The organism is Klebsiella sp. 1SOBk5mer (assembly GCF_046603115.1).
In the GTDB taxonomy this organism is placed as follows: domain Bacteria; phylum Pseudomonadota; class Gammaproteobacteria; order Enterobacterales; family Enterobacteriaceae; genus Klebsiella; species Klebsiella quasipneumoniae.
Window position 1 is genome coordinate 83,616 of record NZ_JBKIUU010000010.1, and the last position, 16,566, is coordinate 100,181.

Below are 16,566 nucleotides of genomic sequence, written 5' to 3' on the forward strand. Positions count from 1 at the left end.
CCGCCCGTTTGTTTTTTTAGCGCTGACTCTCCGCCGGCTGATAGCCGCGACTCAGGCGCACGAACAGCAGCGCGGTGGCGATGAACCCGCACAGCGCAGCGCACATCAGCCACCATCCCGGCGCGCTTTTATCGCCGGTAAGCTCGACCAGGGCAGTGGAGATAGCCGGCGTCAGGCCGCCGAAGATGGCGGTGGCGAGGCTGAAGGCCAGCGAAAAGCCCACGGTGCGGACATAAACCGGCATCACTTCGGTGAGCGCCGCCACCATCGCGCCGTTATACATGCCAAAGAAGAAGGAAAACCACAACAGGACCAGCGTCATACGGGTGAAATCCGGCGCGGCGGTGAGCCAGTGCATCACCGGCCAGGTGGTGAGCAGCGCCAGCACGGTAATCCCCATCAGCACCGGGCGACGACCGATCCGATCAGAGATCGCGCCGCCAATCGGTAACCAGATAAAATTGGAGATGCCCACCAGCATGGTGACCAGCAGGCTGTCGCGGGCGCTGAGGTGCAGCACTGCTCTGCCGTAGGTTGGCGTATAGACGGTAATAAAGTAGAAAGTGGTGGTGGTCATCGCTACCAGCAGCGTCCCCGCGGTAATAATGCGCCAGTTTCTGGCGATGGTGGTCAGGATCTCTTTGGTATCCGGGCGATGTTTACGCTGCAGGAATTCCTCGGTCTCCTGCAGCGAGCGGCGCAGCACGAAAATCAGCGGAATGATCATACAGCCAATAAAAAAGGGGATGCGCCAGCCCCAGGCGGCAATCTCCTCATGTTCCAGCGTGGCGTTCAGCGCATAGCCGATCAGCGCCGCCATGATGATAGCCACCTGCTGGCTGGCGGACTGCCAGCTGGTATAGAAGCCTTTATTGCCCGGCGTAGCGATTTCAGAGAGATAGACCGACACTCCGCCAAGCTCGACGCCCGCCGAGAACCCCTGCAGCAGACGGCCCACTAACACGAGGATCGGCGCCAGCACGCCGATAGTCTGATAGCCAGGGACCAGGGCGATGAGTAGCGTCCCGCAGCCCATGATCGCCAGGGTGACCATCAGCCCTTTGCGGCGACCGATTCTGTCGATATAAGCGCCGAGCACCACCGCGCCGATAGGACGCATCAGGAAGCCCGAGCCAAATACCGCAAAGGTGAGCATCAGCGCCGCGAACTCGCTCTCCGCCGGAAAGAAGGTGCGGGCGATATAGGTGGCGTAAAAGCCAAACAGGAAGAAGTCGAACTGTTCGAGAAAATTACCGCTGGTCACGCGGAGGATAGCGCCGACGGTGCCGGCGCGGGTGGGTTGTTGGGTCATAGGGGGTGCTCTCCATTGTCTTTATCTTGTTGTTATCGGGTGCAGAGGGGCAGGTCAGTCGCCGGCGACGCCCGCCTGTTTTCCGCGGCGTTTCTCAATCGCCCACTTGAGTAACGCCGCACAGCGATAAAATCCGTGGGCAAATTTTCCATACGGCAGGGTTAAGAACAGGGCCATCACCACCCCGAGGTGGATGGCGAGCAGGACGCCCATCCACGAAGTATCCCGCCCCGCCAGCAGCGCCAGGCCGGTGAAGCTGGTCAGCAGCAGCAGCAGAATAAATCCGCGATCCATCGGTTTCTGCCGCGCGTCGCCGTGCAGCGGCGAGCGGCGCAGGTTCAGCCACAGCAGGCCCGCCGGACCGACCAGCAGGCCGATGCCGCCGAGGGTGCCGAGCAGCACCGGCAGGCTGAAGAACGGGTAGGGGGCTTCCTGGCCGGCGATATAGTGATAGCCCGTGGCCACCACGGTGGCGGCGAAACAGAGCATAAAGCCGTAGAAGGTGCAGTGGTGGAAACGGCGGCGCAGCAGGGTGAAGGCGTCATCGGCTTCGTTGCAGCCTTTCCCGTGGCCGCCGTCGAGATATTTCAGCGTCAGCGCATCATGGGATGCCTTCGCAATATCAATCGGTTGCGGCTGGCCCGGGGAGATCTCGCGCCAGAAGCGGATCACCCCGCTCATCAGTAAGCCAATCGCCAGCACAAAGACCGAACCAAACATCCACGCCAGCAGGTTATGGGGGAATATCTGGTAGAAGTCGCCCGCCAGCGGCGGATGGCGCAGCGAGCCTTTGAGCCCCATCGCCAGCAGCAGAAAGACAATCAGGCCGCCGACCAGCGCCAGCACGGTGGTCATGCCGGCCCGGCGGTACAGGCTGCCAAAGGCGGCGGGCTGGGCGTAGTGTTGATAGGTCTCGAGCCGGACTTCGGCCATCGCCTTCGGCACGTTAATGGCGAACTCGTGCGGCGGCGCATACTGGCAGGCATGCAGGCAAGCGCCGCAGTTATGGCACAGGTTAGCCAGATAGTTGATATCCGCCTTGCCAAAGGCCAGGCGCTGGGTCATCGCCGGGAACACGGCGCAAAACCCTTCGCAGTAGCGGCAGGCGTTACACACCTGCATCACCCGTTCGACTTCCGCCTCCGGTTCGGTGATGATCTGCGCGTCAATGATCAGCTTTTCAAGCGACTTCATGGTGTTTCTCCTGCTGCGCCGCCCGGGCGGCCTGCTGGCCGGCGATGCGGCCGAAGGTGGTGCCGATCGACATCCCGACGCCGGCGGTGTAGCCCTTGCCCAGCACGTTGCCGGCCATCATTTCCCCGGCGACGAACAGATTACGGCTGGGTTGACCGGCGAAATGGACGGCGGCGGTGTCGTCGACGTAGAGCCCGAGGTAGGTGAAGGTGATCCCCGGACGCAGGGCGTAGCCGTAGTAAGGCGGCGTATCGATGGGGCGCGCCCAGTGGGTTTTCGCCGGCGTGAGGCCAGAGGTCGCGCAGTTATCCAGGCGGGTGTGATCGAACTGGCCCGGCGCGCAGGCGGCATTATAGTCGGCGATGGTTTGCGCTAAGCGTTCGCCGTCCAGCCCCAGCTGGCGGGCCAGTTCCGCGATGGTATTGGCCTGAGCGCCGGGAAAGACGGGGGGCATAAAGTGGCCGATGGCTTTGCTGTCGATGATCGAGTAGCCGATCTGTCCAGGCTGGTGGGCGACCAGTCGGCCCCAGATGGCGTAGCGTTTAGGCCAGAAATCTTCCCCCTCATCATAAAAGCGCACGGCATCGCGGTTGACCACCACCCCCAGCGAAACGCAGTCGACGCGGGTGCAGATCCCGCCGTCATAGAGCGGCGCCCGGGCGTCAATGGCGACGCAGTGGGACTGGGACGGATCGCCGATGATATCGGCCCCGGCGTCGATCATAAACTTGAGCAGCACCCCCTGGTTGAAGCGCGTGCCGCGGATGAGAAAGTTATCGGCGGGCCATTCGCCGCGGTCATTTTGCCCCCAGGCCTCGCGCAGCCACTTGCGGTTGGATTCAAATCCGCCGGCGGCGAGGACGCAGCTTCTCGCGACAATCCGTTCCTCGCCCGCCAGCGCGGCGACAAATTCACCGTTGCGCAGTTCCAGAGCCTGCACCGGCGTGTTGTAGCGGATCTGCACCCCCATCCGCTCTGCGCTGCGGTAATAGGCATTGACCAGCGCTTTGCCGCCGCCCATAAAAAAGGCGTTGGTGCGGGCCACGTGCAGGGCGCCGGAGAGCGGCGGCTGAAAGTTAACCCCGTGCTGACGCATCCAGTCCCGGCACTGTGACGAGGTGCGGATCACCAGCCGGGCCAGCGCTTCGTTGGTGTTCCCTTCGGTGACGCGCAGCAGATCCTGCCAGTACTCCTCTTCCGGATAGCTGTCGACCAGCACGTCCTGCGGCGCATCGTGCATACAGCGCAGGTTACGCGTGTGCTGCGAATTGCCGCCTCGCCACTCCCGCGGCGCCGCCTCCAGCAGCAGCACCGAGGCGCCGGCTTCCCGGGCGGTTAAGGCGGCGCATAGCGCGGCATTGCCGCCGCCAATGACCAGTACATCCACCATTATCGGCTCCCTTACAATTTAATGATTTGTTAAATTTGTAATGGGAATGTAGGCGGTAACGGCGGCGGGGCGCTATGGCGTAACGCTAAAGAGGGGTTTAGTTAACGTAAAGGGTGGCGCCTGGCCAGCGATCGGACTCCACCAGCTGGCGCATGACTTTGCTTAGTATTACCCGTGCCGCAAGGCCTGCCGGGGTGAGCTCATCATCCGACAGGCTGACCAGAAAGTTGGGGCGGCTGAGGACCGGATTAGCGATGCCGATCACCCTCAGCGCCTGATGGTCGAGGTGGGAAATAGCGGCTCCGGGCTGCAGTGTGGCGCCCAGTCCGCTGCGCACGGCCTGCATCAGCAGGGCCAGACCGTCAATGTCCGCCACCACCTCAACGCTGAGGCTGTGCTGCTGGCAAACCGCCTCCAGCCTGCCGCGCAGGCCGTGGCCCTGGCTTGGCATAATCAGCGGCAGGGTGGTGAGCTGGTCAGGGGAAACAGGGTCATCCGGCAGCGAGGCCAACAGCGCATGGGTGCCGATCAGAAACAGGCGCTCTTCGAGCACCGGTCTGGCGCTCCAGCGCAGGATCTTCTCCTGCTGGAAGACGATGGCTAAATCCAGCTGGCGGGTGTTGATCATCCGCTCCAGATTGCCGGAGAGGCTTTCCACCAGGTGCAGGCGGACGTCGGGGTAGCTCTCGCGCATCGCGTTGATGAACGGTACGCCAAGAACGGAGGCGGTGCTGGGGGCCATGCCGACGCTGACGTGGCCCGACAGCCGCGCCTCGCGGGCGGCGAGGATGGCATCATCGGCATGACGCAGCGCCAGCTGCGCCTGTGAGTAGAAAGCGAGGCCCGCGCTGGTGGGCGTCACGCCGCGAGAGGTTCGCTGCAGGAGGCGAATGGACAGCTCATTTTCCAGACGCGCGATCTGCTGGCTGAGCGCCGAGACGCCGATATTCAGATCGAGCGCGGCGCGGCCCATGCTGCCGGTTTCAACAATGCGCGTAAAATAGCGTAGCTGGCGAAGTTCCATATCAACTCTCCGGACAAAGCGGGGACTCGCGAGGGTCGCCGCCGGGACGTGAGCGGGAAGCGCGGCAGAAGCGCCCATAAAAAAGCCAACCGGCAGGTTGGCTTTTCAGAGCAGGCGAAGCAGGGAATTACTTTTCCACCGCGTCGTGGGCGTGTTCGTCCTCGCGGCAATCACCTTCCGCACAGTGACCGTACAGATACAGACTGTGGTTGGTCAGGCGGATGCCGTGACGGGAAGCGATTTCACGCTGGCGCGCTTCGATAGAGTCATCACTGAATTCGATCACTTTGCCGCAGTCGAGGCAGATCAGGTGATCGTGGTGATGCTGCTGGGTCAGTTCGAAAACGGATTTACCGCCTTCAAAATTATGACGAGTCACGATACCGGCGTCATCAAACTGGTTGAGGACGCGGTAAACGGTCGCCAGACCAATCTCTTCGCCCATGTCGATCAGGCGTTTATATAAGTCTTCCGCACTGACATGATGGTTATCCGGTTCCTGCAGCACTTCAAGGATTTTCAGTCGAGGAAGTGTGACTTTCAGGCCAGCCTTCTTTAATGCGGTATTGTTGTCAGTCATGCGGAATCTGTCCTGTTGCTAAACGATCTACTTCCTTCAACGGAAGTCATACAGAAATTAACCCGACGTAATGCGTCTCATTATAGAACTGCCACTGGTAAATGAAAACTGCAAGCATCGGGCCTGGTTTGCTGTCAAAAACGAGGCACCAGCTACAAACTGCGTCACGTGCCTCGTAGAATCAGAGGACATTGTACAGATATGTGATTAAAAGTTAAAAACTTGTAGCTATTAGTTTGATTGCTTTTGTCTATTAATACGACGCAACTCAATGATTGCGCCGCTTAATTATCAGGCGTTTTTGATTTCTTCGAGGTGCAGCTCTTCAGCCACCTGCTTCACCCACTTCTCAACGCGCTCGTTGGTCAGTTCCGGCTGACGGTCTTCATCAATGGCGAGGCCGACGAAGTGGTCGTCATCCGCCAGGCCTTTGGAGGCCTCGAAGTGATAGCCGGCAGTCGGCCAGTGGCCAACGATGGTCGCGCCGCGCGGCTCAATGATGTCGCGGATGGTGCCCAGCGCATCGCAGAAGTACTCTGCGTAGTCTTCCTGGTCGCCGCAGCCGAACAGCGCCACCAGCTTGCCGTTAAAGTCGATCTCTTCCAGCGTCGGGAAGAAGTCGTCCCAGTCACACTGGGCTTCACCGTAGTACCAGGTCGGGATGCCGAGCAGCAGGATGTCGTGAGCTTCCAGATCTTCTTTGCTGCTTTTGGCAATGTCGTGAACATCAGCAACATCTTTACCAAGCTGCTTTTGAATCATTTTTGCAATATTTTCGGTGTTGCCGGTGTCGCTGCCAAAAAAGATGCCGATGATTGCCATGAGTAAAATAACCTCTTGAAACTTAAATGATGTGGTAGGGACGCGATGCCCACAGATAACGGCAATCATAGCAGAACAGGCAAGGACGCGGAAACAGCAATCACGCCCGACTGCACACTCTGCTACATGAATGCGGATTTTTCGCGGAAAGTTAGACTTTTCCCTGGCTGCGCAGGGCGGTTAATTGCGTCATCAGCATCTCTTCGATGAGATCGCTGCGGCTCATATTACGCGCTTCCGCCAGTTCGTTAAGCGCATCGACCGCGTCGGCGTTGAGCTTTAGCTCCACGCGCTTCAGCCCGCGCACTTTATCGCGTTTCAGCTGATTACGTTTGTTGATGCGCAGTTGTTCATCGCGCGACAGCGGATTGGTTTTTGGTCTTCCCGGGCGACGCTCGTTTGCGAACAAATCTAATGTCGTACGGTCCGTTTGTTCTTTTGCCATGATTCTGAGTGACTTCGGGGAAACAAGCTGCCGGGCTCTAGCCGGCGCAGATAGCGCGCCATCATACATCAGGCGAACGGCTGCGCCAACGACCGCGGGCATTCTGCGGCGCGGTCGGGCATATTTTAGCCAATCAGGCGCCAATGCTCGTGAGATAGCGGCGGATCGCGCGCAACACCGCTTCGGGTTTCTCGGCATGGACCCAGTGTCCGGCGCCGGCGATGACGTGGGCCCGGGCCTGCGGGAACTGGGCCAGCAGCGCGTCGCGGTAGGCGTCGGTCACGTAGGGTGAGTTGCCGCCGGGAATAAACTGCGTCGGGTGCGGCCAGGCCGGGATGGTTTCCCAGCCGACGATATGCGGGTACTGGTCCCACAGCACCGGGACGTTGAAGCGCCAGTCGCCGTCAACGAAAGATTTCAGCAGGAACTGAATCACCCCCTCTTCCTGCAGATGCTCGCGCATCACCTGCGCCGCCTGCTGGCGGGTGCTGGCGGCGGATTCGCTGACGGCGCGGATAGCGGCGAAGATCTCATCATGACGGCGAACATGATAATCCACCGGGGCGATATCGATCGCCACCAGACCGTTGATGCGCTCCGGCGCCAGGGCGGTCAGCGCCATCACCGCTTTGCCGCCCATCGAATGGCCGATAAAGGTGGCGCGCTCAATCTGGTGCGCGTCGAGCGTATCGAGCAGATCCTGCGCCATCGCGGGGTAGGTCATCTCTGGCGACCGCGGCGACAAACCGTGGTTGCGCATATCGACCTGCAGAATATCGTAGTCGGCGACCAGGTCGCGGGCGAGGATGCCCAGGTTGTCCAGGCTGCCAAACAGACCGTGGACCAGCACGATCGGGGAGTGGTTGTGCGGATTCTGTGCAGATTGCGCTCGGCTATTTAATTTCATGGCAAAGTTCTTTTTTTCGCTCCGTCGGGTTAGGGTATTATGTTGGACATTCTGCCATCCGGCTGCAAGACCCAGAAGTTTTCTGAGTTTTACCGCCATCCTGGTTTGACGCTATCCGCGGTTGGGATTTGTACTTATAATCCCAACGATTTGTATTCAGAAAAGATATCGCACTGGATTAAGATGAAAACAATTGAAGTTGATGATGAACTCTATCGCTATATTGCCAGCCACACTCTGCATATCGGCGAGAGCGCATCCGACATTTTACGGCGCATGCTGAAATTTTCCGCCGTTTCCCAACCGGCTACACAGGTCAGCAAAGCCGCGCCGGCGCTGGCGCCCACGCCTGCCGTTGAGGTGAAACCCGCTAACCCGGCGAAAGATAAAGTCCGCGCCATGCGCGAGATGCTGTTATCTGATGAATACGCCGAGCAGAAGCGCGCGGTGAACCGTTTTATGCTGGTGTTGACCACTCTCTACTCCCTGGACAGTAAAGCATTTGCCGAGGCGACGGAGTCTCTGCATGGCCGCACGCGCGTCTACTTCGCGGAAGATGCGCGTACGCTGCTGAAAAGCGGTAATCAGACCAAACCGAAACAGGTTCCTGGTACACCGTGGTGGGTGATCACCAATACCAATACCGGCCGTAAATGCAGCATGATTGAGCACATCATGCAGTCGATGCAGTTCCCTGCGGAGCTGATTGAAAAGGTTTGCGGCACGATCTAGCTTTTTAACATTTGCACCAGAAGGATCAGGCAATGGCAATCGATAAACGTGCGGGGCAGCCTGCGCAACAGAGTGATTTGATTAACGTCGCCCAACTGACTGCTCAGTACTACGTGCTGAAGCCTGAAGTCGGTAATGCGGAGCATGCGGTCAAATTCGGCACCTCCGGCCATCGCGGCAGCGCGGCGCGTCACAACTTCAACGAACCGCATATCCTGGCCATCGCCCAGGCGATTGCGGAAGATCGTGCGAAGAACGGGATCACCGGTCCGTGCTATGTCGGTAAAGATACCCACGCCCTGTCCGAGCCGGCGTTTATTTCGGTGCTGGAAGTGTTAACCGCCAACGGCGTTGACGTGATCGTGCAGGAAAACAACGGCTTCACCCCGACGCCGGCGGTCTCCAACGCGATTCTGGTGCATAACAAAAAAGGCGGTCCGCTGGCGGACGGCATTGTGATCACCCCGTCACACAACCCGCCGGAAGATGGCGGTATCAAGTACAACCCGCCAAACGGCGGTCCGGCTGATACCAACGTCACCAAAGTGGTGGAAAACCGCGCCAACGAACTACTGGCCGCTGGCCTGCAGGGCGTGAAACGCCTTCCTCTGGACGCGGCGCTGGCTTCCGGCCACGTCAAAGAGCAGGATCTGGTGCAGCCGTTTATTGAAGGCCTGGCAGATATCGTCGACATGGCGGCGATCCAGAAAGCGGGCCTGACGCTGGGCGTCGATCCGCTGGGCGGTTCCGGTATCGAATACTGGAAACGCATTGGCGAGCACTACAAGCTCAATCTGACCATTGTGAACGACCAGGTAGACCAGACCTTCCGCTTTATGCACCTCGATAAAGACGGCGCCATCCGCATGGACTGCTCCTCGGAATGTGCGATGGCGGGCCTGCTGGCGCTGCGCGATAAGTTCGATCTGGCGTTTGCCAACGACCCGGATTACGACCGTCACGGGATTGTCACCCCAGCCGGGCTGATGAACCCGAACCACTATCTGGCGGTGGCGATTAACTACCTGTTCCAGCATCGTCCGCAGTGGGGCAAAGAGGTGGCGGTCGGTAAAACCCTGGTCTCCTCGGCGATGATTGACCGCGTGGTGAACGATCTGGGCCGCAAGCTGGTGGAAGTGCCGGTGGGCTTTAAGTGGTTCGTCGACGGCCTGTTCGACGGCAGCTTCGGTTTCGGCGGCGAAGAGAGCGCCGGGGCCTCCTTCCTGCGCTTCGACGGCACGCCGTGGTCCACCGATAAAGACGGCATTATCATGTGCCTGCTGGCGGCCGAAATCACCGCAGTGACCGGGAAAAACCCGCAGGAGCACTATAACGAGCTGGCGGAGCGCTTTGGCGCGCCGAGCTACAACCGTCTGCAGGCTTCCGCGACCTCCGCGCAGAAAGCGGCGCTGTCTAAGCTGTCGCCGGAAATGGTCAGCGCTGACACCCTGGCGGGGGATCCGATCACCGCCCGTCTGACCGCAGCGCCGGGCAACGGGGCGGCGATTGGCGGCCTGAAAGTGATGACCGACAACGGCTGGTTCGCGGCGCGTCCGTCAGGCACCGAAGACGCCTACAAGATCTACTGCGAAAGCTTCCTCGGCGAAGAACATCGCAAACTGATCGAAAAAGAAGCGGTAGAGATTGTCAGTGAAGTGCTGAAGAACGCCTAAAGGCGCACGATCATCAGGCCCCTCGCGGGCCTGATTTTTTTCGCAAGGATAGCGATGAAAATACAGCGGAAGTCCCTGTTTTTGTTCTGGGCGTGGATGGATCTCTTTTTCGTCCTGCAATTCTTATGGTGGAATATTGCCCACCGCCGACTCCCTTTTTACGACGACCTGCTGGCTTATCTCCAGCTGCTGCACGCCTGGGGCGCTGCGGCGGTCTGGCTCTATCCGCTGAATGTGCTGCTGATTATCAGCATCCCGCTGTCGATGATCCTCTTTTTCCGTCAGAGCCGCTATGGGCTGTGGCTGGCCTGGGGGCAGGCGCCGCTCAGGCTGGTGTTTATGCAGCCCTCGCTTTCTGTGGGTCTGTGGCTGATTCAGGCCGCCGGCGTCCGGCATTTCGCGATCCTGGCAGGCTTCCTGCTGCTCTCTGAAGGGCTGAAAATCGCCAGCCTCTGGTACTGCAGAGGCGGGGCTCAGGGCATAAAGCGATAGCCAATCCCGGTTTCGGTCAGCAGATGCTGCGGGCGCGCCGGATCGGCCTCCAGCTTTTGCCGCAGGTGACCCATATAGATCCGCAGATAATGGCTGTGCTCCACGGCGTTAGGGCCCCACACCTGATTCAGCAGCTGGCGCTGGGTAAGCACTTTACCGGGATTATTCAATAGCGCCGCCAGCAGGCGAAACTCGATGGGCGTCAGGTGGATCTCTTCGCTGCCGCGCAGGATGCGGCGGGCGGGGATATTGACCTCCAGGTCGGCGAAGCGCACCACCGGCTCGTCGGCCTGCGCCGAGCCGTGACGACGCAACGCGACGCGCAGGCGGGCCTGCAGCTCGCCGATGCCAAAGGGTTTACTTAAGTAGTCATCGGCGCCGGCATCCAGGGCGGCAATTTTGTCGTGCTCTTCGCTACGCGCTGACAGGACGATAATCGGCATCTGACTCCACTGGCGCAGGTCGCGAATAAAATCAATGCCGTCGCCATCCGGCAGGCCGAGATCGAGGATCGCGAGGTCGGGCTTACGGGTGGCGGCTTCGATCAGCCCGCGCTGCAGGGTTTCCGCTTCAAATACGCGCATGCCGTCGGCTTCCAGCGCGGTGCGCAGAAAGCGACGGATAGCGTGTTCGTCTTCGATAATCAGAACGTTAATCACAATTCCTCAGATAGCTCTTCCAGTTCAGGGGGCGTTTCTCCCGGCAGTGTAACACGGAATGAGGCGCCGCCTTCCGGCCGGTTGCTGGCGGAGATGGTCCCGCCGTGGACGTCGACGATGGCCTGACAGATGGCAAGGCCCAGCCCGACGCCGGGGATCGCCGACTCTTTGTTGCCGCGGGCGAATTTATCAAAGATAGCCTGTTCCTGACCCGCCGGGATCCCCGGACCATTATCCCATACCTCCAGCGACAGCTGCCGGGCGTCTGCTTCGGCGCGAATACCGATGTCCGCCCGGGCGCCGGCATACTTATGGGCATTCTCCAGCAGATTGATCAGCACCCGCTCGAACAGCGGCCCGTCGACATGCACCAGCTGCAGCGGGTCGGGTAAATCCAGTTGAACGTGCTGGCCGCCGAGGCTCGGCTCGAGCATACGCAGCGCGCTGCCGACCACTTCCTCCAGCGTCAGCCACTCTTTGTGCAGATTAAAGCCGCCGGACTGGATCCGCGCCATATCCAGCAGGTTGTTCACCAGCCGGGTGGTATTGAGCACATGCTGGCGGATTTCATTGGCCTGCGGGGCATGCTTCGAGCCCTCGCTGGCCAGATCGAGGGTCAGGATTTCCGCCTGGCCAAACAGCACGGTGAGCGGGGTACGCAGATCGTGGGACAGGGCGGCGAGCAGCGAGTTACGCAGGCTTTCGCGCTCGCTGGTCAACCGGGCCTGCTCTTCGCTGGCGGTCAGGGTGAGACGCTCCAGGGCGCTGGCCACCAGCAGGGTGAAGGTCTCCAGCAGACGCTGCTGCTCCGGGATCATCAGCTGGCGCAGATTCGCCGGCTCCACCACCAGCAGTCCCCAGGTGCGGGCGGCGCTCTTCAGGGGCAGGATCTGATACGGCACGCCGGGCAGGGTATCGGTGCCGGCGCCGGCGGGTTGCCCCTTATCAAAGCTCCAGCGGGCGATGGCGTCATCCCACGGCGTCAGCCCGGGCTGGTGGGTTAAGGGCAGCAGTTTCCCCTGGGCGTCCGGGAGCAGCAGCTGGCTGCGAGCCTGAAAGGTGGAGGCGATAAACCGCTCGCTGGTGGTGGCGATATCCTGCTGGCTACGACCCACCGCCAGCGCTTTGGACATTTCATACAGGTGGCGGGTACGCCGCTCGCGATAGCGCGCCACCCGCGCCTGGTAGCGCACGCCGGCGGTGAGGTTACCGATAAGCAGGCCAACGGTGAGCATCACGCCGAAGGTGAGCAGATACTGGACATCTGACACCGCCAGCGTGCCGCGCGGGGCGACAAAAAAGAGATCGAAGCTGATAACGTTGATCACCGTCGCCAGCACCGACGGCCAGCGGCCATAGAGCAGGGCGATGATCACCACCCCCAGCAGATAGAGCATGACCAGATTGGCGGCTTCGAAGGCCATCAGCCACTGCATGGCCACCAGGGTAATGATGGCGCACAGGGCCACCGCCAACGCGCAGCCCTGCAGTTGCAGCCGCCATTTCTCCAGCGCCGGACGAGTGTCGCTGGCGCGCGCCGGAAGGGGGAAGGGCTTTTCATCCAGGGCGATGACCACCAGATCGAGGTCCGGCGCGTGACGAGCCAGACGGTCGGCGAAGCCGCTGCGATCCCACCAGCGGCGCTTGCTCTGGCGGCCGATGACAATTTTTCCGAGGTTATGTTCGCGCGCGTAATGGAGGACCGCTTTCTCTTCAGACGGGTCGGAGAGGGTGGCGGTTTCGGCGCCCAGCTCCTGGGCCAGACGCAGCGCGGCGAGGATGGCCCGCCGCCGGGATTCCGGCAGGCGGTGCAGGGAAGGCGTTTCGACATATACCGCATGCCAGACGCTGCCCAGACGGGCGGCGAGGCGGGCGGCGGTACGCACCAGCTTTTCGCTACCGGTGTTGTGCCCGATACAGAGCAGAATGGCGTCGCGGGTGTGCCAGACTTTCTCCTGGCCCTGGCGGTCGCGCCAGGCGCGCATCTGCTCATCGACGCGATCGGCGGTACGGCGCAGAGCCAGTTCGCGCAGCGCAATCAGGTTCCCTTTGCGGAAAAAGTTCTCGATAGCGCGCTCGGCCTGGCCGCCGATGTAGACTTTGCCCTCATTGAGCCGCTGGCGCAGATCGTCAGGGGGGAGGTCCACCAGCACCACGTCGTCCGCGGCGTCAAAAAAGGGATCGGGGACGGTCTCCCGCACCTGCACGCCGGTGATCCCGCTGACGACGTCGTTCAGGCTTTCCAGATGCTGAACGTTAACTGTGGTGAAGACGTCAATCCCGGCCTCCAGCAGTTCGTCCACATCCTGCCAGCGCTTCGGATGACGGGAGCCGGGGGCATTACTGTGCGCCAGTTCATCCACCAGAATCAGCGCCGGGCGGCGGGCGAGGGCGGCGTCGAGGTCGAACTCATACACGTAGCGCCCGCGGTGAGCGAGCCGCCGCGGCGGCAGGGTGCTAAGGCCCTGCAGCATCGCGGCGGTCTCTTTCCGGCCGTGGGTCTCCGCCACGCCAATCAGAATATCCAGCCCCTGGGCCCGCAGCCGCTGCGCTTCCGCCAGCATCGCCCAGGTTTTCCCCACCCCGGCGCAGGCGCCGAAGAACACTTTCAGTTTGCCGCGATGCGGGGCGGCGGTGTGCTGCAGCAGGCGGTCAGGGTCCGGACGCAGCGGCTCGTCACTCATTTACTTATCCTTCAGGGCATCCAGCGCCATATTGAGTTGCAGTATATTGACCACCGGCTGGCCAAGGAAGCTCAGCAGCGGCGTTTGTGTGGCCTGGTTAACCAGCGTGGTCACCTGGTCGACGCTCAGCTGGCGCGCTTTGGCCACCCGGGGCGCCTGCCACAGCGCGGCGGCCGGGGTCAGGTTGTTATCGAGACCGCTCGCCGAGGTGGTGACGAGTTCGACTGGCACCCGTGGGTCGGCATCCGGGTTCGCGGCGCGCAGGGCCTGCACCCGCTCGCTCACCGCCTTATCCAGCGCCGGGTTGCTGGCGGCGAGGTTGCTGCCGCCAGAGGCCATCGGGTTATCCGCTGTCTCCGCGGTGGCTGACGGGCGGCCCTGGAAATAGCCTGCGGCGGTAAAGTTCTGGCCAATCAGCGCCGAGCCGCGCACCTCGCCGTTCAGGCGGATCAGCGAGCCATTGGCCTGTGAGTTAAACCACCACTGTCCCAGGCTGGTGGTCAGCAGAGGATAAACGCCGCCGGTGAGCAGGGTTAACAGAATAAATAGCACAAGTGCTGGACGAATCAATGACATAGTTTGTTCCTCACACCAGACCGCTCAGGGTCAGCAGCAGGTCAATGGCTTTAATACCGATAAAAGGCACCAGCAGACCGCCGAGGCCGTAGATCCACAGGTTGCGGCGCAGCATCGCCGAGGCGGAGAGCGGGCGATAGCTCACCCCTTTCAGGGCCAACGGGATCAGGAAGACGATGATCAGCGCGTTGAAGATAACGGCGCTGAGGATCGCCGACGATGGCGAATGCAGGCCCATCACGTTCAGCATCGCCAGCTGGGGATAGACCGCGGCAAACGCCGCCGGAATAATGGCGAAATATTTCGCCACGTCGTTGGCAATACTGAAGGTGGTCAGCGAGCCGCGCGTCATCAGCATCTGTTTGCCGATATGGACCACCTCAATCAGTTTGGTGGGGTTGGAATCCAGGTCGACCATGTTGCCCGCCTCTTTCGCCGCCTGGGTGCCTGAGTTCATGGCCACCGCCACGTCGGCCTGGGCCAGCGCGGGCGCGTCGTTGGTGCCGTCGCCGGTCATCGCCACCAGCCGACCTTCCGACTGATACTGGCGGATCAGCGCCAGCTTGGCTTCCGGCGTCGCTTCGGCGAGGAAATCGTCGACGCCGGCCTCGGCGGCGATCGCCGCGGCGGTAAGGCGGTTATCGCCGGTGATCATCACCGTTTTAATGCCCATTTTGCGCAGCTGGGCGAAACGCTCTTTGATGCCGCCTTTGACGATATCTTTGAGCGAAATAATCCCCAGCACCTTTTCACCTTCGGCAACCACCAGCGGCGTGGCCCCCTGGCGGGCGACCTCTTCCACCTGCTTCTCGACATCGGCAGGGAAGTGGCCGCCGTTGGCCTCCACGTGACGGCGAATCGCGTCCACCGAGCCTTTACGGATCATGCGCTGATCGATATTGATGCCGCTCATCCGCGTTTGCGCGGTAAAGGGGACAAAGGTGGCGTGCAGCGACTGCAGATCGCGTTCGCGCAGGTTGAAGCGCTGCTTCGCCAGCACCACGATGCTGCGTCCCTCAGGGGTTTCGTCAGCCAGCGAGGAGAGCTGGGCGGCGTCGGCGAGGGTTCGCTCTTCCACACCGCGCGCCGGCAGGAAAGCGGAGGCCTGGCGGTTGCCGAGCGTAATGGTCCCGGTTTTATCCAGCAGCAGGACATCGACATCGCCAGCGGCCTCCACCGCGCGGCCGCTGGTGGCGATCACGTTGGCGCCCAGCATACGGCTCATCCCGGCGACGCCGATCGCCGACAGCAGACCGCCGATGGTGGTCGGGATCAGGCACACCAGCAAAGCGACCAGCACGGTGACGCTCACCGCATTGCCGCTCCAGGCCGAGAATGGCCAGATGGTGGCGGTGGCCAGCAGGAACACCAGCGTCAGGGCGATCAGCAGGATCGTCAGGGCGATTTCGTTCGGCGTTTTACGGCGCTGGGCGCCTTCCACCATGGCGATCATCCGGTCGAGGAAGGTTTCTCCCGGGTTGACGCTGCAGCGGATCACCAGCCAGTCGGAGAGGATGCGCGTCCCGCCGGTCACCGAGGCGAAATCGCCGCCGGATTCGCGGATCACCGGCGCGGACTCGCCGGTAATGGCGCTTTCGTCCACCGAGGCGCCGCCTTCGATGACTTCGCCATCGCAGGGGATAATATCCCCGGCTTCCACCAGCACCACGTCGCCTTTGCGCAGGTCTTCTGCCGGCACATGGTCGACCGTCGCGTCATGCTGCGGGGCGCGCAGCTTACGGGCGAAGGCCGTTTTTTTCACCCCTTTCAGGCTATTGGCCTGGGCTTTGCTGCGGCCTTCCGCCATCGCTTCGGCAAAGTTGGCGAATAGCACGGTAAACCATAACCAGATACTGATGGCGGCGGTAAACGTGGCGCTGCCGGTCAGGGCGCCGCTAGCCATGGCGATGGCCAGCAGGGTGGTTAACAGGCTGCCCACCCAGACGATAAACATCACCGGATTGCGCCACTGCACCATCGGGCTGAGTTTTTTCACGGCATCCAGCAGCGCCTGGCGCACCAGCGTCGGCTCCAGCAGGGCTAATTGTTTGCGACTCATAACAGGGGGCTCCGCAT

At 61.3% G+C, this 16,566-nt stretch carries 15 protein-coding genes; 3 read left to right on the top strand and 12 right to left on the bottom strand.

Annotated features, from left to right (window positions below):
- Positions 1-16 precede the first annotated feature (16 nt).
- From ACLH1U_RS20365 to ybfF, 8 genes are all read right to left on the bottom strand, one after another.
- Entirely contained in the window at positions 17-1,312 is a 1,296-nt protein-coding gene (locus ACLH1U_RS20365) for an MFS transporter (protein WP_023288852.1), read from the bottom strand.
- 54 nt (positions 1,313-1,366) lie between these two features.
- On the bottom strand, positions 1,367-2,506 hold the full coding sequence (tcuB, locus tag ACLH1U_RS20370) for a tricarballylate utilization 4Fe-4S protein TcuB (protein WP_023288853.1): 1,140 nt from the start codon (positions 2,504-2,506) through the stop codon (positions 1,367-1,369).
- Positions 2,493-3,896 carry an FAD-dependent tricarballylate dehydrogenase TcuA gene (tcuA, locus tag ACLH1U_RS20375; RefSeq protein WP_101861817.1) on the bottom strand — a complete coding sequence of 468 codons (1,404 nt, stop codon included), beginning with the start codon at positions 3,894-3,896 and terminating at the stop codon, positions 2,493-2,495. Before tcuA ends, tcuB begins: the two co-directional genes overlap by 14 nt.
- Before the next feature lie 97 nt (positions 3,897-3,993).
- On the bottom strand, positions 3,994-4,920 hold the full coding sequence (gene tcuR / locus ACLH1U_RS20380) for a tricarballylate utilization LysR family transcriptional regulator TcuR (RefSeq protein WP_023288855.1): 927 nt from the start codon (positions 4,918-4,920) through the stop codon (positions 3,994-3,996).
- Positions 4,921-5,047: 127 nt separating this feature from the next.
- Positions 5,048-5,500, bottom strand: a complete 453-nt coding sequence (fur, locus tag ACLH1U_RS20385; RefSeq protein WP_004885952.1) for a ferric iron uptake transcriptional regulator — start codon at positions 5,498-5,500, stop codon at positions 5,048-5,050.
- Positions 5,501-5,791: 291 nt separating this feature from the next.
- Positions 5,792-6,322 carry a flavodoxin FldA gene (fldA, locus tag ACLH1U_RS20390; protein WP_002894765.1) on the bottom strand — a complete coding sequence of 177 codons (531 nt, stop codon included), beginning with the start codon at positions 6,320-6,322 and terminating at the stop codon, positions 5,792-5,794.
- Positions 6,323-6,473: 151 nt separating this feature from the next.
- Complete coding sequence (ybfE, locus tag ACLH1U_RS20395) at positions 6,474-6,767, bottom strand: LexA regulated protein (RefSeq protein ID WP_002894767.1); 294 nt, start codon at positions 6,765-6,767, stop codon at positions 6,474-6,476.
- 133 nt (positions 6,768-6,900) lie between these two features.
- The gene (gene ybfF / locus ACLH1U_RS20400) at positions 6,901-7,674 is read right to left on the bottom strand and encodes an esterase (protein ID WP_102002183.1); all 774 of its coding nucleotides are present in this window, start codon (positions 7,672-7,674) and stop codon (positions 6,901-6,903) included.
- A 183-nt stretch (positions 7,675-7,857) separates the two neighbouring features.
- Here ybfF and seqA point away from each other — a divergent pair, with 183 nt between their 5' ends.
- From seqA to ACLH1U_RS20415, 3 genes are read left to right on the top strand one after another with little or no spacing between them, the layout of a single operon-like run.
- Positions 7,858-8,406: a replication initiation negative regulator SeqA gene (seqA, locus tag ACLH1U_RS20405; protein WP_101861818.1), complete on the top strand. Its 549-nt coding sequence runs from the start codon at positions 7,858-7,860 to the stop codon at positions 8,404-8,406.
- A gap of 32 nt (positions 8,407-8,438) precedes the next feature.
- A complete protein-coding gene (pgm, locus tag ACLH1U_RS20410) occupies positions 8,439-10,079 on the top strand; it encodes a phosphoglucomutase (alpha-D-glucose-1,6-bisphosphate-dependent) (RefSeq protein WP_023288859.1) in 1,641 nt (546 codons plus the stop codon).
- Positions 10,080-10,133: 54 nt separating this feature from the next.
- Positions 10,134-10,571, top strand: coding sequence for a hypothetical protein (locus ACLH1U_RS20415; protein ID WP_048334415.1), 438 nt, complete (start codon positions 10,134-10,136; stop codon positions 10,569-10,571).
- On the opposite strand, the gene kdpE is transcribed toward ACLH1U_RS20415, so the two are convergent.
- The 4 genes from kdpE to kdpB are packed head-to-tail and all read right to left on the bottom strand — an operon-like array spanning position 10,553 to position 16,549.
- Positions 10,553-11,230: a two-component system response regulator KdpE gene (kdpE, locus tag ACLH1U_RS20420; protein ID WP_065804705.1), complete on the bottom strand. Its 678-nt coding sequence runs from the start codon at positions 11,228-11,230 to the stop codon at positions 10,553-10,555. The two genes, ACLH1U_RS20415 and kdpE, sit on opposite strands and share 19 nt — an antisense overlap.
- Positions 11,227-13,914 (bottom strand): two-component system sensor histidine kinase KdpD, encoded by a 2,688-nt coding sequence (kdpD, locus tag ACLH1U_RS20425; RefSeq protein ID WP_032455149.1) that lies wholly within the window; start codon positions 13,912-13,914, stop codon positions 11,227-11,229. Before kdpD ends, kdpE begins: the two co-directional genes overlap by 4 nt.
- Positions 13,915-14,490 (bottom strand): potassium-transporting ATPase subunit KdpC, encoded by a 576-nt coding sequence (gene kdpC, locus ACLH1U_RS20430; protein ID WP_050532980.1) that lies wholly within the window; start codon positions 14,488-14,490, stop codon positions 13,915-13,917.
- A gap of 10 nt (positions 14,491-14,500) precedes the next feature.
- On the bottom strand, positions 14,501-16,549 hold the full coding sequence (gene kdpB / locus ACLH1U_RS20435) for a potassium-transporting ATPase subunit KdpB (protein ID WP_072421300.1): 2,049 nt from the start codon (positions 16,547-16,549) through the stop codon (positions 14,501-14,503).
- Positions 16,550-16,566 lie beyond the last annotated feature (17 nt).

What these genes read in the sequence shown, in the direction of transcription:
- ACLH1U_RS20365 (WP_023288852.1), bottom strand. Translation starts at nt 1,312, where the DNA reads ATGACCCAACAACCCACCCGCGCCGGCACCGTCGGCGCTATCCTCCGC.
- tcuB (WP_023288853.1), bottom strand. Translation starts at nt 2,506, where the DNA reads ATGAAGTCGCTTGAAAAGCTGATCATTGACGCGCAGATCATCACCGAA.
- tcuA (WP_101861817.1), bottom strand. Translation starts at nt 3,896, where the DNA reads ATGGTGGATGTACTGGTCATTGGCGGCGGCAATGCCGCGCTATGCGCC.
- tcuR (WP_023288855.1), bottom strand. Translation starts at nt 4,920, where the DNA reads ATGGAACTTCGCCAGCTACGCTATTTTACGCGCATTGTTGAAACCGGC.
- fur (WP_004885952.1), bottom strand. Translation starts at nt 5,500, where the DNA reads ATGACTGACAACAATACCGCATTAAAGAAGGCTGGCCTGAAAGTCACA.
- fldA (WP_002894765.1), bottom strand. Translation starts at nt 6,322, where the DNA reads ATGGCAATCATCGGCATCTTTTTTGGCAGCGACACCGGCAACACCGAA.
- ybfE (WP_002894767.1), bottom strand. Translation starts at nt 6,767, where the DNA reads ATGGCAAAAGAACAAACGGACCGTACGACATTAGATTTGTTCGCAAAC.
- ybfF (WP_102002183.1), bottom strand. Translation starts at nt 7,674, where the DNA reads ATGAAATTAAATAGCCGAGCGCAATCTGCACAGAATCCGCACAACCAC.
- seqA (WP_101861818.1), top strand. Translation starts at nt 7,858, where the DNA reads ATGAAAACAATTGAAGTTGATGATGAACTCTATCGCTATATTGCCAGC.
- pgm (WP_023288859.1), top strand. Translation starts at nt 8,439, where the DNA reads ATGGCAATCGATAAACGTGCGGGGCAGCCTGCGCAACAGAGTGATTTG.
- ACLH1U_RS20415 (WP_048334415.1), top strand. Translation starts at nt 10,134, where the DNA reads ATGAAAATACAGCGGAAGTCCCTGTTTTTGTTCTGGGCGTGGATGGAT.
- kdpD (WP_032455149.1), bottom strand. Translation starts at nt 13,914, where the DNA reads ATGAGTGACGAGCCGCTGCGTCCGGACCCTGACCGCCTGCTGCAGCAC.
- kdpC (WP_050532980.1), bottom strand. Translation starts at nt 14,490, where the DNA reads ATGTCATTGATTCGTCCAGCACTTGTGCTATTTATTCTGTTAACCCTG.
- kdpB (WP_072421300.1), bottom strand. Translation starts at nt 16,549, where the DNA reads ATGAGTCGCAAACAATTAGCCCTGCTGGAGCCGACGCTGGTGCGCCAG.